General features: G+C 40.6%; 14 protein-coding genes. 1 reads left to right on the forward strand and 13 read right to left on the reverse strand.

Translation table 11 applies throughout. The features are described from left to right. Nucleotides 1-18: 18 nt before the first annotated feature. The gene (locus ABNR88_RS00705; RefSeq protein WP_291928218.1) at nucleotides 19-648 is read left to right on the forward strand and encodes a site-2 protease family protein; all 630 of its coding nucleotides are present in this window, start codon (nucleotides 19-21) and stop codon (nucleotides 646-648) included. Nucleotides 649-654: 6 nt separating this feature from the next. On the opposite strand, the gene ABNR88_RS00710 is transcribed toward ABNR88_RS00705, so the two are convergent. The 13 genes from ABNR88_RS00710 to ABNR88_RS00770 all read right to left on the reverse strand — a co-directional run. Further along, on the reverse strand, nucleotides 655-2,055 hold the full coding sequence (locus tag ABNR88_RS00710) for a protein adenylyltransferase SelO (protein WP_348669778.1): 1,401 nt from the start codon (nucleotides 2,053-2,055) through the stop codon (nucleotides 655-657). A 3-nt stretch (nucleotides 2,056-2,058) separates the two neighbouring features. Then, on the reverse strand, nucleotides 2,059-3,489 hold the full coding sequence (gatB, locus tag ABNR88_RS00715) for an Asp-tRNA(Asn)/Glu-tRNA(Gln) amidotransferase subunit GatB (protein ID WP_291928223.1): 1,431 nt from the start codon (nucleotides 3,487-3,489) through the stop codon (nucleotides 2,059-2,061). 1 nt (nucleotide 3,490) lies between these two features. Beyond that, nucleotides 3,491-4,933, reverse strand: coding sequence for an Asp-tRNA(Asn)/Glu-tRNA(Gln) amidotransferase subunit GatA (gene gatA / locus ABNR88_RS00720; protein WP_291928251.1), 1,443 nt, complete (start codon nucleotides 4,931-4,933; stop codon nucleotides 3,491-3,493). 7 nt (nucleotides 4,934-4,940) lie between these two features. Then, nucleotides 4,941-5,228: an Asp-tRNA(Asn)/Glu-tRNA(Gln) amidotransferase subunit GatC gene (gene gatC, locus ABNR88_RS00725; RefSeq protein ID WP_291928226.1), complete on the reverse strand. Its 288-nt coding sequence runs from the start codon at nucleotides 5,226-5,228 to the stop codon at nucleotides 4,941-4,943. A 2-nt stretch (nucleotides 5,229-5,230) separates the two neighbouring features. Beyond that, nucleotides 5,231-5,815, reverse strand: coding sequence for a hypothetical protein (locus ABNR88_RS00730; RefSeq protein WP_291928229.1), 585 nt, complete (start codon nucleotides 5,813-5,815; stop codon nucleotides 5,231-5,233). Between the two features lie 20 nt (nucleotides 5,816-5,835). Next, nucleotides 5,836-6,912 carry a 3-dehydroquinate synthase gene (aroB, locus tag ABNR88_RS00735; protein WP_291928232.1) on the reverse strand — a complete coding sequence of 359 codons (1,077 nt, stop codon included), beginning with the start codon at nucleotides 6,910-6,912 and terminating at the stop codon, nucleotides 5,836-5,838. After that, on the reverse strand, nucleotides 6,912-9,680 hold the full coding sequence (gene ileS / locus ABNR88_RS00740) for an isoleucine--tRNA ligase (RefSeq protein WP_348669781.1): 2,769 nt from the start codon (nucleotides 9,678-9,680) through the stop codon (nucleotides 6,912-6,914). The genes aroB and ileS overlap by 1 nt, the downstream gene beginning before the upstream one ends. 269 nt (nucleotides 9,681-9,949) lie before the next feature. Further along, nucleotides 9,950-10,072 carry a hypothetical protein gene (locus ABNR88_RS00745; protein WP_291928237.1) on the reverse strand — a complete coding sequence of 41 codons (123 nt, stop codon included), beginning with the start codon at nucleotides 10,070-10,072 and terminating at the stop codon, nucleotides 9,950-9,952. A gap of 376 nt (nucleotides 10,073-10,448) precedes the next feature. Then, nucleotides 10,449-11,177, reverse strand: a complete 729-nt coding sequence (locus ABNR88_RS00750; RefSeq protein ID WP_291928240.1) for a pseudouridine synthase — start codon at nucleotides 11,175-11,177, stop codon at nucleotides 10,449-10,451. 2 nt (nucleotides 11,178-11,179) lie between these two features. After that, nucleotides 11,180-12,379 carry a tryptophan--tRNA ligase gene (locus tag ABNR88_RS00755; protein ID WP_291928243.1) on the reverse strand — a complete coding sequence of 400 codons (1,200 nt, stop codon included), beginning with the start codon at nucleotides 12,377-12,379 and terminating at the stop codon, nucleotides 11,180-11,182. Nucleotides 12,380-12,424: 45 nt separating this feature from the next. Then, nucleotides 12,425-13,093 (reverse strand): type III pantothenate kinase, encoded by a 669-nt coding sequence (locus ABNR88_RS00760; RefSeq protein WP_291928246.1) that lies wholly within the window; start codon nucleotides 13,091-13,093, stop codon nucleotides 12,425-12,427. Continuing rightward, on the reverse strand, nucleotides 13,086-14,450 hold the full coding sequence (gene nhaD / locus ABNR88_RS00765) for a sodium:proton antiporter NhaD (protein ID WP_348669783.1): 1,365 nt from the start codon (nucleotides 14,448-14,450) through the stop codon (nucleotides 13,086-13,088). The genes ABNR88_RS00760 and nhaD overlap by 8 nt, the downstream gene beginning before the upstream one ends. Continuing rightward, nucleotides 14,443-15,203, reverse strand: a 761-nt coding sequence (locus ABNR88_RS00770) for a folate-binding protein YgfZ (RefSeq protein ID WP_348669785.1), incomplete at its 5' end; no start/stop codon positions are given. The genes nhaD and ABNR88_RS00770, both read right to left, overlap by 8 nt.

Genomic DNA, 15,203 nt, shown 5'->3' on the forward strand with positions numbered 1-15,203 from the left:
TACCCGAGCGACCTTATTATGATTGATATTCAGACACTATTAATTTATGCCATTCCTGTGTTGTTTGCCATCACTGTGCATGAAACTGCTCACGGCTGGGTTGCCTCTTTATTAGGAGATCATAGTGCTCGTATGATGGGCAGACTAACGCTCAATCCCATTAAGCATATTGATCTAGTTGGCACCATTGTGGTGCCGGCTTTTTTATATTTTACAGCGGGCTTTGTTTTTGGTTGGGCCAAACCTGTGCCGGTTAATTTCAGTGCACTTCGATCACCAAAACAGGATATGCTTTGGGTGGCTATTGCCGGGCCGGTGAGTAATTTTATAATGGCAGCTGGCTGGCTTATTGTTGTTTTTATCGCCATGAATACTGGATCACAATTCTTAGCAGATATGGCGCAAGTCGGCATTCAGATAAACTTACTGCTTGCGGTGTTAAACCTACTGCCCTTGCCACCGCTTGATGGGGGTCGCGTGGTTAGCTCATTATTACCATCCAAATTTTCATACCAGTATGATCAGCTAGAGCCATACGGTCTGTTTATTTTGCTAGGGTTGTTATTTTTAGGCGTCTTTCAAACAGTTATTTTGCCCATTACTAAGTTCATTCAATACTGGGCTTATGCACTAGTTGGATTGATTTAATTCAAGTTACGAAGAGCAGCTAACACTCAAACCTTGAGCCCACTTTGGTGCCTCTTGGGTATAGCTTTCAAAACCTAAATGCGCCTCAAATGGACTACTCAGTAAATTAAATAGAGTAGAAATTTTATCATAACACTTTCGATCTTCAGCTTCTCGAATGGCCTCTTCTGCAAGATAATTACGCAAAATAAACTTTGGATTAACACTATTCATAAGCTCAACCCTATGCTCAATTTTTTCCTCAGCAAGGCGCTGATCATACAATACCAGCCAACTTGAAAAATTATCATCTGCTGATAATTTTTCAAGATCTGCCAAGCCCCTTAGAGAGTTAGTGTAATCTTTTTTGTGTATTCGCAATAACTCAAGAAACTGATTAATCAATTGATGATCGCCCTCATGTTGCTGAGTGAGTCCAAATTTTTGTCGCATTAGCATCGAGTAAGATTTGATTAGCTGCTGCTCATAAGTTTGCAAAATAGCTTTAGCTTGCTTGGTGTCAATTAGACTAGACAAGGCGTCAGCCAAACGCGTTAAGTTCCACAATCCAATACTGGGCTGTTGATCAAATGCATAACGCCCTTCATGATCCGAATGATTACAAACAAATGAAGTATCGTACGTTTCTAAAAATCCAAATGGGCCATAATCCATAGTCAAGCCTAATATGGACATATTGTCGGTATTCATCACTCCGTGTGCAAAGCCTTGTGCCTGCCATGAAGCGATCATAACCGCTGTACGCTTAACCACTTCTAAGAAAAAATTTTCATACACCTTCGCACCTTGGAGCTCAGGAAAATGCTGTTCAATAACAAAATCGGCCAATTTTTTAACTTGTACAATTTGCCCGCGTGATGCAAATAATTCAAAATGACCAAAACGAATATGTGTTGGTGCTACACGCATAACAATAGCGGCTGTTTCTAGATTTTCTCGATAAACCTCTGTTGAACTACCTACTAAACTTAGCGCTTGTGTGGTGGAAATATTCAACCCTTGCATGGCTGCTGAACACAAATACTCACGAATCGAAGAGCGTAAGACTGCTCGACCATCTGCTTGTCGAGAGTATGGAGTAGGACCTGCACCCTTGAGTGATAATTCTTGATAGCCCCTTTTGGAACCTGGAGCGTTGGATTCTATTTGACCAATTAAACATGAACGTCCGTCGCCTAATTGCGGGTTGAAGTGGCCAAACTGATGGCCTGCATAAATACTGGCGATAGGCTCTATCTGTTCAAATTTTTCCTCACCAGAAGTAATCTTTAACAGTTCAGAATCAGTCAACACCAGCCCCAAGTCAGCATAAAGCTGGGTATTTTTATGAATTAAAAACGGCTGATCCAGTGGCTGAGTTTGTACCTTTGTTGAAAATTCACTGCCAAGCTTGGCAAAATTCAACATTTTCTAACTGAGTTTATCTCTAAGTAATTGATTGAGTAGTTTTGGATTGGCTTTTCCCTGCGTGACTTTCATTGCCTGGCCAACAAAAAACCCTAGAATTTTTTCATTGCCAGATTTAAACTGCTCAACTTGAGGGGAATTATTCGCAATAATTTCATCAACAATCGCTTCAATAGCTCCCGTATCAGTCATTTGCTTTAAACCTTTTGATTCAATAATTTGATCGGCAGAGCCTTCACCTTCCCACATCGCCTTAAACACATCTTTGGCAATTTTTCCAGAAATAGTGTCATCACCAATACGTACGATTAGTTGCGACAAATCCTGTGCAGATACTAACGACTGCTCAATCTCTAACTGGTTTTTATTCAACATGGCAGACAACTCTCCCATCACCCAATTAGCGCAAAGTTTGGCGTTATCTTGGTTGTTCTTGAGCATAATTTCAAAATAATCAGCTAATGATTTTTGCGATGTGAGTACATCTGCATCATATTCGTTTAAACCCAGCTCAGCTATAAAACGCGCTTTTTTCTCAACAGGAAGCTCAGGTAAGCTGGACTTTATTAAGGCCATTAGCTCATCTGTAATCTCAACCGGTAGCAAGTCTGGGTCTGGGAAATAACGGTAGTCATTCGCTTCTTCTTTTGAGCGCATAGAGCGAGTTTCGTGTTTAACAGCATCATACAAACGTGTTTCTTGCACCACTTGACCACCCTCTTCAAGGATGTCTTGCTGACGCTCAACTTCAAGATTAATCGCGCGCTCTAAAAATTTAAAGGAGTTTATATTTTTGAGCTCCGCTCGCGTACCTAGCTTTTCCTGGCCCATTGGGCGGAGTGATACGTTGGCATCACAACGGAAAGATCCCTCTTGCATATTGCCATCACAAATACCAATATATTGAACCAGTGCATGGATTTTTTTGGCATAGGCAACTGCCTCTTTAGCGCTACGCATATCTGGTTCAGAAACTATTTCAAGCAGTGGCGTGCCAGCACGGTTAAGATCTACCGCAGTATATTCATTAAACATATCATGGACTGACTTGCCCGCGTCTTCTTCTAAATGAGCACGTGTAACACCAACTACTTTGGTGTTATCACCCACGGTAATTTCAATTTCCCCTTCACCCACAATTGGCAGGTCCATCTGTGAAATTTGGTAACCTTTTGGTAAGTCTGGGTAAAAGTAATTTTTACGATCAAAAATATTACGTTGATTTATATGTGCATTTACCGCTAGGCCGAATTTAATAGCTTTATTTACAGCCTCTACATTTAATACAGGTAATACACCTGGAAGACCCAAGTCAACTGCACATGCTTGAGAATTAGGCGCTTGACCAAATTCAGTAGAGGCAGATGAAAAAATCTTAGATTTAGTGCTTAACTGCGCATGAATCTCAAGGCCAATAACTGTTTCCCACTCCATGCTAATTCTCCTGTGGCATTTGTTGGTGCCAATTAGTTTGTAGTTGGAATTGGTGTGCAATATTAAGCAGTTTTGACTCAGACCAATAGTTGCCAATTAATTGTAAGCCAACCGGCAATTTATTTGAAAACCCGGCTGGAATACTCATCCCTGGAAGGCCTGCTAGGTTAGCACTCAGTGTATAAATATCAGCCAAATACATTGAAACCGGATCTTTAACTGAACCCAAGTCAAATGCTGTTGTTGGTGATACTGGGCCCATAATTACATCCACCTCATTAAAGGCCTTTTTAAAGTCTTCACTAATTAAGTGACGGGTCTTTTGTGCTTTTAAATAGTACGCGTCATAGTATCCTGCTGATAGCGCATACGCACCAATCATAATTCGGCGTTTAACTTCTGCGCCAAAACCTTCTGAGCGCGAGCGCAAATACAAATCTTCTAAATCCTTAGGATTGTCACAACGGTATCCATAACGCACACCATCTAAGCGCGATAAGTTTGATGAACATTCACACGGTGCAACAATATAATAAGTTGGAATGGCGTAGGCAGAATTAGGTAGTGAAATCTCTTTCACAGTTGCGCCCATGGCTTCAAATTCTTTCACCGCATTCATCACTTGAGTGGCCACTTCATCATCTAAACCTTCAGAGAAAAACTCTTTAGGTAGACCAATGGTTAGCCCTTTGACTGAATCATTTAAATTCGCTGTGTAATCAGGCACAGCTTGCTCAGCAGAAGTGGAGTCTTTTTCATCAAAACCTGCCATTGCATTTAAAACAATAGCTGCATCTTCTGCAGTTTTTGTCATTGGCCCCGCCTGATCAAGGCTTGAGGCGTAAGCAATCATGCCGTATCTAGAAACACGTCCATAAGTGGGCTTTAATCCAGTAATACCACACAAGCTGGCAGGTTGACGAATAGAGCCACCAGTATCCGTACCCGTTGCAAAACAACTTAACCCGCCGGCAACAGCTGCCGCTGAACCACCTGACGATCCACCTGGAATCTTGTCAGTGTTCCACGGATTTTTAACCGCGCCATAAAAAGAGTTTTCATTGCTTGAGCCCATGGCAAATTCATCCATGTTAACTTTGCCAAGCATGACAGTATCTGCTTGATTTAATTGATGAGAGACTGTTGCATCATAAGGTGCAATAAAGTTGTCTAGCATTTTAGAGCCGGCGGAAGTCTTAACCCCTTGTGTGCAGAAAATATCTTTATGTGCATAAGGGATGCCAGTCAAGATGCTACCAGCACCCTTGGCAATTTTTTCATCTGCCGCTTGAGCTTGCGCCATGGCTAACTCATCTGTAACCGTAATAAAAGCATTTAGATCAGACTGCTGAATGCGCTTTAAATAATGCTGAGTTAACTCAACTGATGAAAACTCTTTGTCTTTTAAGCCTTGCGCAAGCTGGGCTATAGTTTGGGTATGAATACTCATATTATTCGATAACGGTTGGCACTAAATAATGCTTGTTACCTGTCTTGGGTGCAATAGATTGGAATAAATCAGAATGATCTTGCTCTGTAACTACATCTGCTCGCAAGCGTTGAGTCATGTGTAATGGGTGTGCCATTGGCTCAATATCATCTGTTTCAATAGCGCCCAACTGCTCCGCTAAACCCAAAATAGCATTTAAATCTTTTGTGTTGTCTTTTAATTCAGCATCACTTAACGTTAAGCGCGCTAAATAAGCAATTTGTGTAACTTGCTCTTCAGATAGCGACATAACTATAGCATTGGAATCTTATTAAAGATTCTGAGTGGCTTAGAGAATGAAGATCGCAACATGTTCAAATCACGCTGCATCCACTGCATAGAGTCTTGCATAGTTGTCATGTTTTTGTTCATCTCTTCCATGTTAATTAACATTGGCTCCAATGAGTCCATCTTCACACTAACTTGAGTTAAATCCACAGCAATAGAGTCTAGTGAGTTAAGCTTAAGTGCAATGATATCCATGTCTTTTTCCACACGGGAGAAGCTTTTTTGCATTTGTGCCACGGAAGTCGTCATTTGATCAACATTAGTCGCAAGCTTATCAATACTATTAACCATTGATGACATGTTGCCACCCATATTTGGATCCATAGAATTCGCTAGACGCGTCATGTCATTGGTAATGGAATAAATAACAATGAAGAATCCCATGATAATCGCACTAAAAACAGCCAAAGCAGGTAAGAACATACGCTCAAATTTTGAATCAGTACGCTTATCTGCATTTTCAAGCATTTTTTCCAATTCAGAAATACTCGACGTAATCATTACCTCGTCGTCATTTACTGCTTCTGGTTTTTGTTTATTGTCTGTCATTTTTTACCTTTGTGTTGTGGTTAACAAAAATCCCCAATTACCTGATCTAACTGCTCTTTTTGATATGAATCGCTAATATAAGCCTCACCTAATCGCTTCATTAAAACAAGTCGAATACTGCCATCGATCACTTTCTTGTCAACACTCATGGCTGACAAGAACTCAGAAGCGCTAATTTTACCGTCTACACTGATCGGTAAATTAGATTTTTCTAATAAATCTTGAACTTGGGCCACAGCTTGTTGATTTAAATCACCCACTATTTGGGATAATTTTGCCGCCATCAACATGCCTACTGAAATCGCTTCACCGTGTAAAAACACACCATAACCCAGTGTATTTTCAATTGCATGGCCAAAGGTATGACCTAAATTTAACAACGCTCTTTTGCCTGATTCTAACTCATCCTGAGCAACAATATTAGCCTTGTCCTCACAAGATTGGTACACCGATTGCGTAATTAAAGCCTTATCTCTACGCATTAAACCTTGAATGTTATCTTGCAAAAATGTTAAAAAATCAAGATTACCTAGTAGACCATATTTAATTACCTCAGCCATGCCGGCAGAATATTGCCTATCATCCAAGGTGTCCAGCGTATCAACATCAATTAGCACACATTTTGGCTGATAAAAAGCACCAATCATGTTTTTGCCTAATGGATGATTAACCCCGGTTTTACCACCGACACTCGAATCGACTTGAGAAAGCAAGGTAGTCGGGATTTGAATAAAATTTACACCGCGCTGATAACTACTCGCAGCAAAGCCAGTCATATCTCCAACAACACCGCCACCTAGGGCGATTAGCGTGCATGATCGATCAAATCGATTCTCTAATAATGCATCAAAAATCAAGTTAACCGTATCTAGATTTTTGTATTGCTCGCCATCAGGTAATAGCACTTCAGCAACATTAAACGAAGCCAATAATGATTTAACTTGCTCTAAATATAATGGCGCAACTGTTGTATTGGTGACAATCATCACCTGCTTACCAGTAATATGCTGGGTAAGTAATTCTGCTTGAGACAATAGCGCCTGACCGATATAGATCGGATAAGATTTAACCCCTAAATCAAGCTGCAGTGTTTTCATCAGGCAAACTCTCTGCGCTCACCACGACCGGCTACATTCTCAACGCAACGGCCACACAACTCAACATGCTCGGTATTATGGCCAACATCCTGGCGGTGATGCCAACAGCGCACACATTTCTCGTGCTCTGACTTACTCACCTTAACAAACACACCGTCGCCTGCTTCGATACAGTCGCTGGTTTTATCATCTAATGGATGAATACGCGCATCAGAGGTAATAAACACAAATCTTAGCTCGTCAGCCAGCTGGCTCAAAGCTTGATAGGTTGATTCATCACAATACAAATCTACCTCTGCATCGAGTGATGAACCAATAATCTTGTCGCCACGCATTTGCTCCATTTGTTTGCGAATAAATGGGTTGATATTTCTAGCAGTATCGATTGCGGTATTCTCATACCCAGCAGACAAGCCTTGATACCATTCATTTAGAAAAATACTATTGGACTTTTCACTTGGCATGTTTTGCCAAATTTCTTCAGCAGTAAATGATAACACTGGGGATAGCCACCTAACCATTGCCTCAAGAATATGGTTTAGTGCCGTTTGCGCACTGCGTCTTGCTCTGGAATCTTCTTGTGTAGTGTATTGTCTATCCTTAATAACATCTAGATAAAACCCACCCAAATCATTGCTACAAAAATTTAAGATAAGCTGCACAACATGGTGGAAATTATAGTGTTCATAAGCTTCTAAAATTTGTGACTGCAACTCTACTGTTTTAGAAACAATCCACTTATCCAAATCAAGCATATCGTCAAACTTTACAACATGCTGGTTAGGATTAAAGCCACTGGTATTGGCCAACATAAAGCGCATGGTATTACGAATACGTCGGTACGAGTCTGCTGAACGCTTAAGAATTTCATCAGAAACCGTCATCTCTCCTGTGTAATCTGTAGAAGCAATCCACAAGCGCAAAATATCAGCACCTAGATTGTTCACTACCTTTTGTGGGCTCATAACATTGCCTAATGATTTGCTCATTTTTTTGCCGTCTTTATCAACGGTAAAGCCATGGGTTAATACTTGTTTATAAGGCGCCTTACCATTAATGGCTACTGAAGAAATAAGCGATGACTGGAACCATCCACGATGCTGATCAGAGCCTTCTAAATATAAATCAGCAACGTCAGATAGACCATCTCTTGCCTTAAGCACTGCAAAATGACTAACACCAGAATCAAACCAAACATCTAGCGTATCGGTGGCCTTTTCATAGTCTTGAGCATCTGCACCTAGCAAATCTTGAATATCTGTATTAAACCAAGCTTCGATTCCGCCTTGTTCAATCATGGCTGAAATTTCAACAAATAATGCTTGTGTATTAGGGTGTAATTCACCCGTCTGTTTATGTGTAAACAAGGTGATTGGCACACCCCAAAAGCGTTGACGAGAGATACACCAATCAGGACGATTACCCACCATTAGCTCGATACGCTTCTTACCCCAATCTGGAATCCAATCAACCTTAGGAATTTGTGCATTAACCGCATCTCGCAAGCCGTTATCTTGCATTGAGACAAACCATTGTGGTGTTGCTCTGAAAATAACTGGAGTTTTGTGGCGCCAGCAATGCGGGTAAGAGTGCACTAATGGCTCATGCTTTACTAGGGCGTTATGAGATTTTAAAATCTCCAAAACACTGGCATTGGCTTTAAAAATAAACTGACCTGCTAATAGCTCAGTATCTTCAAAAAACACGCCGCGGCCATCTACCGGACAATTAACCGGTAAATCGTATTGCTTGCCAACTACAAAATCTTCTTGGCCATGAGCAGGTGCCGTATGAACAGCGCCCGTACCCGCATCTGTAGTGACATGATCACCCAAAATAATTGGCACTTGTTTATCGTAAAATGGATGTTGCGCTTTCAAACCTTCGAGCTCACTGCCTGAAAATATATTGCTAGCAATATTTGACGCCAGTTCATAGCGTAGCAGAGCTTCTTCTGCTAAATCTTGCGCTAATAATAAATACTCATCCCCAGTGTCAGCTAATACATAGTTAAGCTCAGGGTGCAATGCAACAGCCTCATTGGCAGGTAGCGTCCAAGGAGTTGTTGTCCAAATGACCACAAACACTGGCTTATCGACTTTAAAAATAGCATCGTCAATAAGTCTAAACTTAACGTCAATGGCGTCTGATTGCTTATCTTTATATTCAACCTCGGCCTCTGCCAAAGCTGAGCCACACTCCGTACACCAGTGCACCGGCTTGTAACCTTTAGAAACATGCCCGTTATCAACGATTTTGCCCAAAGCTCGAACAATGTCTGCTTCGTATTGGAAATCTTTAGTTAGGTAGGGATTGTTCCAATCTCCTAAAATACCTAAACGCTGAAAATCAAGCTTTTGCTTAGCAACTTGAACATCAGCATATTTGCGACATTCTGCTCTAAACGCATTCGCATCAATCTTAACCCCAACCTTACCTTTTTTCTTCTCAACATTTAACTCAATTGGTAAGCCGTGACAATCCCAACCTGGTACATAAGGCGCATCAAATCCTGACAAAGATTTTGATTTAACAATAATATCTTTTAAAACTTTATTAACAGCATGGCCGATGTGAATATCGCCGTTTGCATAAGGAGGGCCGTCGTGAAGTATAAATTGAGGCTTTCCTTGATTATGCGCTCGGATTTGAGCATACAGATCATCATCTTGCCATTTTTTTAAAAATCCGCCTTCACGATTTGCAAGATTTGCTTTCATTGCAAACTTAGTGGCAGGTAGGTTTAAGGTGGGTTTATAATCAGACATTGATGCTTAAAAGTTTAAAAACTAAAAAGCACCATTATACGTGATAGGCTTGGTTTTTTGAAAACGAAAATTAAGAGTTGAATCAGAAATTAGGCTATTTTTTTGAGGATAAATAAAGCTTTAAATAAATCGCCAAAGCAACAGAAGATACAACAAAAAGCAGCGCTATCCAAAACACCCCGTCGGTATTCAATTCATTCATGGGCATAATCAATCCTCTTGTTGTAACTAACAAGAAAATAACATAAGTTTAGAGAGGGTTTAGAGGGTTATTTTCTAAAGTATTTAAATCTTCTGCCAATCACAAAAATAATAAAACTAACAATGGCCAATGCGACCATTAGTAGGCTCATATAAAAAACCGTATCGGTATTAAGTTCGTTCATAATCATAGCTAACCCCTCTTATTTAATAGTTAATAACAGGAGTATTCTATCAATAGAATCTTTTCAAATAATTGACCTAAGTCAACAATCTAGAAATAAATTTAAAATTATCGGGATTTAGTACGATCCTGCCCAAGAAAATCTTAGCCAATGCAAATGTACAACGAAAACTGTTTTGGTCGTTTTAAAAACTAAGGCTTGATTTTTGCTTTGGCAACACCAAAAACAATACCAACAGCAACAGTCAAAACAACCATCATAACACTCATATAAAAAACAACATCATTGTTCAGCTCGTTCATGATCATAATTACACCCTCTTTTTTTTTTATTAACAAGAGTATTCTAACAATAAAACTTGATTTAAATCAAGTTTTTATAATTAAAGTTTAACAGAATTGAGTAATAACTTAACTTGCCCCGGCTTTAAATAGTCGTATTGATTGGCTTTAAGATTTTCAGGCAAACGAATTTCACCAAAGCGAATGCGGATTAAGCGCGAAACTTTAAAGCCTAAAGACTCCCAAAGGCGTCTTACTTCACGCTTACGCCCCTCTTTTAGTACAACTTTGTACCAACGATTTGCCCCTTCGCCACCCCCAATAGTTACGCGATTAAATTTTGCTATACCATCTTCCAGCTCGATACCGGTGGTTAGCTTTTGGATATCTTCACTCTCAACCTGACCCAGCACACGAACAGCGTATTCACGATCGATCTGTGAGCTTGGATGCATGAGCTTATTAGCTAAATCACCATTGTTTGTAAACAACAACAAACCCGAAGTGTTAAGATCTAGACGGCCCACCATCACCCAGCGAGACTCTTTAGGCAGTAAACTATAGACACTCTTACGCCCTTCGTCATCTTTATTAGAACAAATTACGCCGGCCTGCTTATTTAAAATAAGCACCTTGGTTTCCTCTTCTTGATAGCGCTCAAGATCAATACTTCTGCCGTCAATTTTTACCTTATCAGTAATCTCACACTTATCGCCAATTTGCGCTGTTTTATTGTTAACTTCAATACGCCCTTGCTCAATAAGTCTTTCTGCCCAACGACGCGAGCCGTAGCCAGCAGTTGCGATTAATTTTTGTAGTCTTTCAGCCATAATTAGTATGTAATACCCATTGATTCTCTCACTTCTGCCATCGTTTCTTGAGCAACACCTCGCGCTTTATCAGACCCTTCATGAATAATCTGTTTGATTAGGTCTGGGTCTGCTTGATACTTGGCAATACGCTCTTGCATTGGCAGCAACTCCGCCTGAATTGACTCAATTACTGGCTGCTTACATGCCACACAACCCATTTTAGCATTGACACAACTATCAACTACCCAGTCACATGTTTGTGCATCTGAATATACCTGGTGCAATTGCCATACAGGGCACTTGTTTGGATCACCGGCATCGGTAAGCTTAATACGAGCAGGATCTGTTGGCATGCGTTTAATTTTGGTTTCGATATCCTCGGCAGTATCTCTAAGAGAGATTGTATTGCCATAAGATTTACTCATTTTCTGCCCATCTAAACCCGGCATTTTTGAGGCTTTAGTCAGTAAGGATTCAGGCTCTGGCAGAATAATTTTTCCCGTACCTTCAATATAGCCTGCTAGGCGCTCACGATCACTTAGCCTAATATTTTGCTGATCTTGTAAGAGTGCTTGAGCCTTAACCATGGCTTCATCATCGCCGGTTTCTTGATAAGCTTTACGCAATGAACGGAACAACTTAGCTTGTTTTTTACCCATCTTGCCAATCGCCGCCTCTGCTTTATCTTCAAAGCCAACTTCTCGACCATAGATATGGTTAAAGCGTCTGGCTACTTCACGTGTCAGCTCAATATGAGCCACCTGATCTTCACCAACTGGCACCAGTCCAGCTTTGTAAATCAAGATATCAGCACTTTGTAATAACGGATAACCTAAGAATCCATACGTCCCCAAATCTTTGGTTTTAAGCTTAAGTTGCTGATCTTTGTAAGACGGCACACGCTCTAACCAAGAAAGTGGTGTAGTCATGGATAATAGCAGGTGCAACTCAGCATGCTCAGGCACTTTTGACTGAACAAAAATTGTGGCTGTATTTGGATTAACACCTGCAGCTAACCAATCAACCACCATTTCCATGACATTCGTTTCAAGATCTATTTTGTCTGAGTAATGCGTAGTAAAGGCGTGCCAATCTGCCACAAAAAAGTAAGAGTCATACTCATTTTGAAGCTCAAGCCAATTTTTTAAAACACCATGATAATGGCCCAAATGTAGCTGACCTGTTGGTCGCATACCGGATAAAACTCGATTGTCTTGCATTGATTGTAGCGTTAAATTAATAAAGATGCATTATACCAAGGCTATCTACGCTTGTGCGTAAAGCGCAAGCCCATCAAGAACTAAATGCGGCTGAATTTCAACCGGATGAGCAAGGCGATAGTTAATTACCTTAGCGTCACCACCTGTTAGCAAGATTTTCAAATCACCATATTGCTCAAGACGACTCTCAATTTGCTGATTAATCACACTCATTAACATCTGTGCAGTGCCGTATTCCCAAGCATCGCTGGTATTATCTGCATTCATTTCTAATACCAAGTGTTTAGAACTACTAGAAAACTTTTCAAAACTTCGACGTAAAACTCCCAAACCCGGCATAATTAGCCCGCCCTGATGCTTGCCATTAGCAAGTACCAAATCAAACGTTAGCGCACTGCCTGCATCAATCAGAAAAATATTTTGATCTGGGTAATGGTGCATAGCGCCAATCATGGTTAAAAATCGATCCACACCTAAATCTTGAGGTGTGTCATAAGCAGATTTAAACGATTGAAACTGATCAAATGAGGTAGCAAACACAACATTGTTTAAGCCACTCAACAAAGACTGATCACCTACACAACTCGCAAATACTTGGTCTGCCTTTGGCAACAAATCAAGTTTGAAGTTGACGGTTAAAACAGAATGATATTCGCCATTAAACGTCCATTTAACAGCAGTATTTCCAATATCAATTAATAAGATATTATCCAAATGGAATGTCGCTCATCCACATGTGAGTCACAATACTGGCTGCGTACCCCAGTGCAATCACCGGCATCCACTTAAGGTGTGAGCCAAAGGTGTATAAGCCTTTTGATTGACCCATAAGTGCCACACCAGCAGCAGAGCCAACTGATAACAAACTACCACCGACACCAGCAGTTAGCGTTACTAATAGCCACTGATCCAACGACATTTCAGGGTTCATGGTTAACACTGCAAACATCACCGGAATGTTATCCACCACGGCAGATAACAAGCCAACCAAGATATTGGCGTAAGTTGCGCCCAGTGTGGCGTACATCATCTCTGATGTCATGGCCAAGTAGCCCATGAAACCAAGTCCACCAACACTAACGATAACACCAAAGAAGAATAATAGTGTATCCCACTCGGCACCAGCAACTTTTCTAAACACATCAAAGGCATCTTCTTGGGTGCGCTTTTCAATTTTACGAATAAAGAATGCGGCCACCATTAGGTAGCTCAAACCCAACATCATGCCCATCGCTGGTGGTAAATGCAGGAAGTTATGGAAGCTTACTGCCGTAACAATTGTCAATATGAATAGTACAACACTAATCAATCCGCCTATCTTGATATTAACCACTTCACCGGAAGAAGTAGCTTTTTCATTTTGAATAGCAAAATGCATAATAGCTGCAGGAATAATAAAGTTAATAAGAGATGGGATGAATAGCACAAAGAATTCAGAAAATTCTACCAAACCTTTTTGCCAAACCATTAACGTAGTGATATCGCCAAATGGACTAAATGCGCCACCAGCATTAGCAGCCACCACAATATTGATCATCGCGATTGAAACAAAACGTGGATTGCTCGAGCCCACCGCCAACACCACTGCACCCATGATGAGCGCTGTTGTTAAGTTGTCTGCAATCGGTGAGATAAAAAATGCCAAAAATCCAGTCATCCAAAAAAGCTGCCTAAAGGTAAAGCCTTTTGAAACTAACCAAGCCTTCAAACTCTCAAATACTTGCCTTTCTTTCATGGCTTCAATGTAGGTCATGGCAACGAGTAAGAATAAAAACAGCTCTGCATATTCGAGTAAATTATGGCGTAAAGCCACTTCTGCTGAATGATCAATTCCTTGTGAAGCATAGACCCAACCAATCAAACCCCAAATCACACCAGCAACTAAAATCACAGGTTTGGATTTTCTAAAGTGAGTAAACTCTTCCACCATCACCAAAATATACGCCAGTACAAACAATACCAACGCAAAATAACCCGCCCAATGATTGGTTAAATCAAGCTGAGTTACAGGGTCACTGCTAGCAAAAGCAGACAGCGGCAATAAGGTTAGTAGAAATAATATTTTAGTCATTATGAATCCTAGTAAGTTGGACGTTATTTAGTGTTATTTCATCATCTTCATAAGCCAGTTCAACCGTCGCCAAACATAAAGATTTTGAATCTAATTTTACACAACGCACCACCATACCGGAAGCTTTAGTAGAAGTAGAGCCCGTTACAATTAGCGCATCGCCCACCTCCACTTTTTCATTACACTCAAACGCACGCATTCGACGCTTTGATTTTCCCAAATAATGTAGGCGCGCCACCACTTCCTGCCCAGGGTAACAACCCTTAGTAAAGCTCACCCCCACCTCATCAATATCCAAATTAAGCATTTGTGGCACGAATTTTTCACTCGTTGCCAAGAACACTTCCGGCACTTCATTTGCAATACAAGCCTGCTCCCAAACTTCACCACTTGAAAAGTTAATGCCACTAACATCACTAACCAAAGCAATAGATTGATGAGCGTTTAACTTAAAAGGTGACAGGCCTTGCCTGTCACCCTCAAGCAAACCAAGCTGAGTTATTTCATCAGACACGTCAGTAATAACAACATCTGACATCATCTTAAACATACTAAGACGCTTGGTTACAACATCTGCTAAATCACTCGGCAAAGACACATAAAAATCATCAGATTTTTTCATTACCCAAACCAGCGCAATAATCTTACCCTGGTGCTGACAGTAAGCATTGATCTGCACCACACCCTCTTCTAAGGCATTAATATCATTAGAAAATTGCCCTTGCAAAAAAGGCTGCACATCTTTACCAGAAA

The organism is uncultured Candidatus Thioglobus sp. (genome assembly GCF_963981275.1).
Classification (GTDB): domain Bacteria; phylum Pseudomonadota; class Gammaproteobacteria; order PS1; family Pseudothioglobaceae; genus Thioglobus_A.

Excerpts from the sequence above, each read along its gene's own strand:
- ABNR88_RS00750 (WP_291928240.1), bottom strand. The coding sequence starts at position 11,177 with ATGGCTGAAAGACTACAAAAATTAATCGCAACTGCTGGCTACGGCTCG.
- gatC (WP_291928226.1), bottom strand. The coding sequence starts at position 5,228 with ATGTCGCTATCTGAAGAGCAAGTTACACAAATTGCTTATTTAGCGCGC.
- nhaD (WP_348669783.1), bottom strand. The coding sequence starts at position 14,450 with ATGACTAAAATATTATTTCTACTAACCTTATTGCCGCTGTCTGCTTTT.
- ABNR88_RS00710 (WP_348669778.1), bottom strand. The coding sequence starts at position 2,055 with ATGTTGAATTTTGCCAAGCTTGGCAGTGAATTTTCAACAAAGGTACAA.
- ABNR88_RS00755 (WP_291928243.1), bottom strand. The coding sequence starts at position 12,379 with ATGCAAGACAATCGAGTTTTATCCGGTATGCGACCAACAGGTCAGCTA.
- ABNR88_RS00730 (WP_291928229.1), bottom strand. The coding sequence starts at position 5,815 with ATGACAGACAATAAACAAAAACCAGAAGCAGTAAATGACGACGAGGTA.
- ABNR88_RS00705 (WP_291928218.1), top strand. The coding sequence starts at position 19 with ATGATTGATATTCAGACACTATTAATTTATGCCATTCCTGTGTTGTTT.
- aroB (WP_291928232.1), bottom strand. The coding sequence starts at position 6,912 with ATGAAAACACTGCAGCTTGATTTAGGGGTTAAATCTTATCCGATCTAT.
- ABNR88_RS00745 (WP_291928237.1), bottom strand. The coding sequence starts at position 10,072 with ATGATTATGAACGAACTTAATACCGATACGGTTTTTTATATGAGCCTA.
- ileS (WP_348669781.1), bottom strand. The coding sequence starts at position 9,680 with ATGTCTGATTATAAACCCACCTTAAACCTACCTGCCACTAAGTTTGCA.
- gatB (WP_291928223.1), bottom strand. The coding sequence starts at position 3,489 with ATGGAGTGGGAAACAGTTATTGGCCTTGAGATTCATGCGCAGTTAAGC.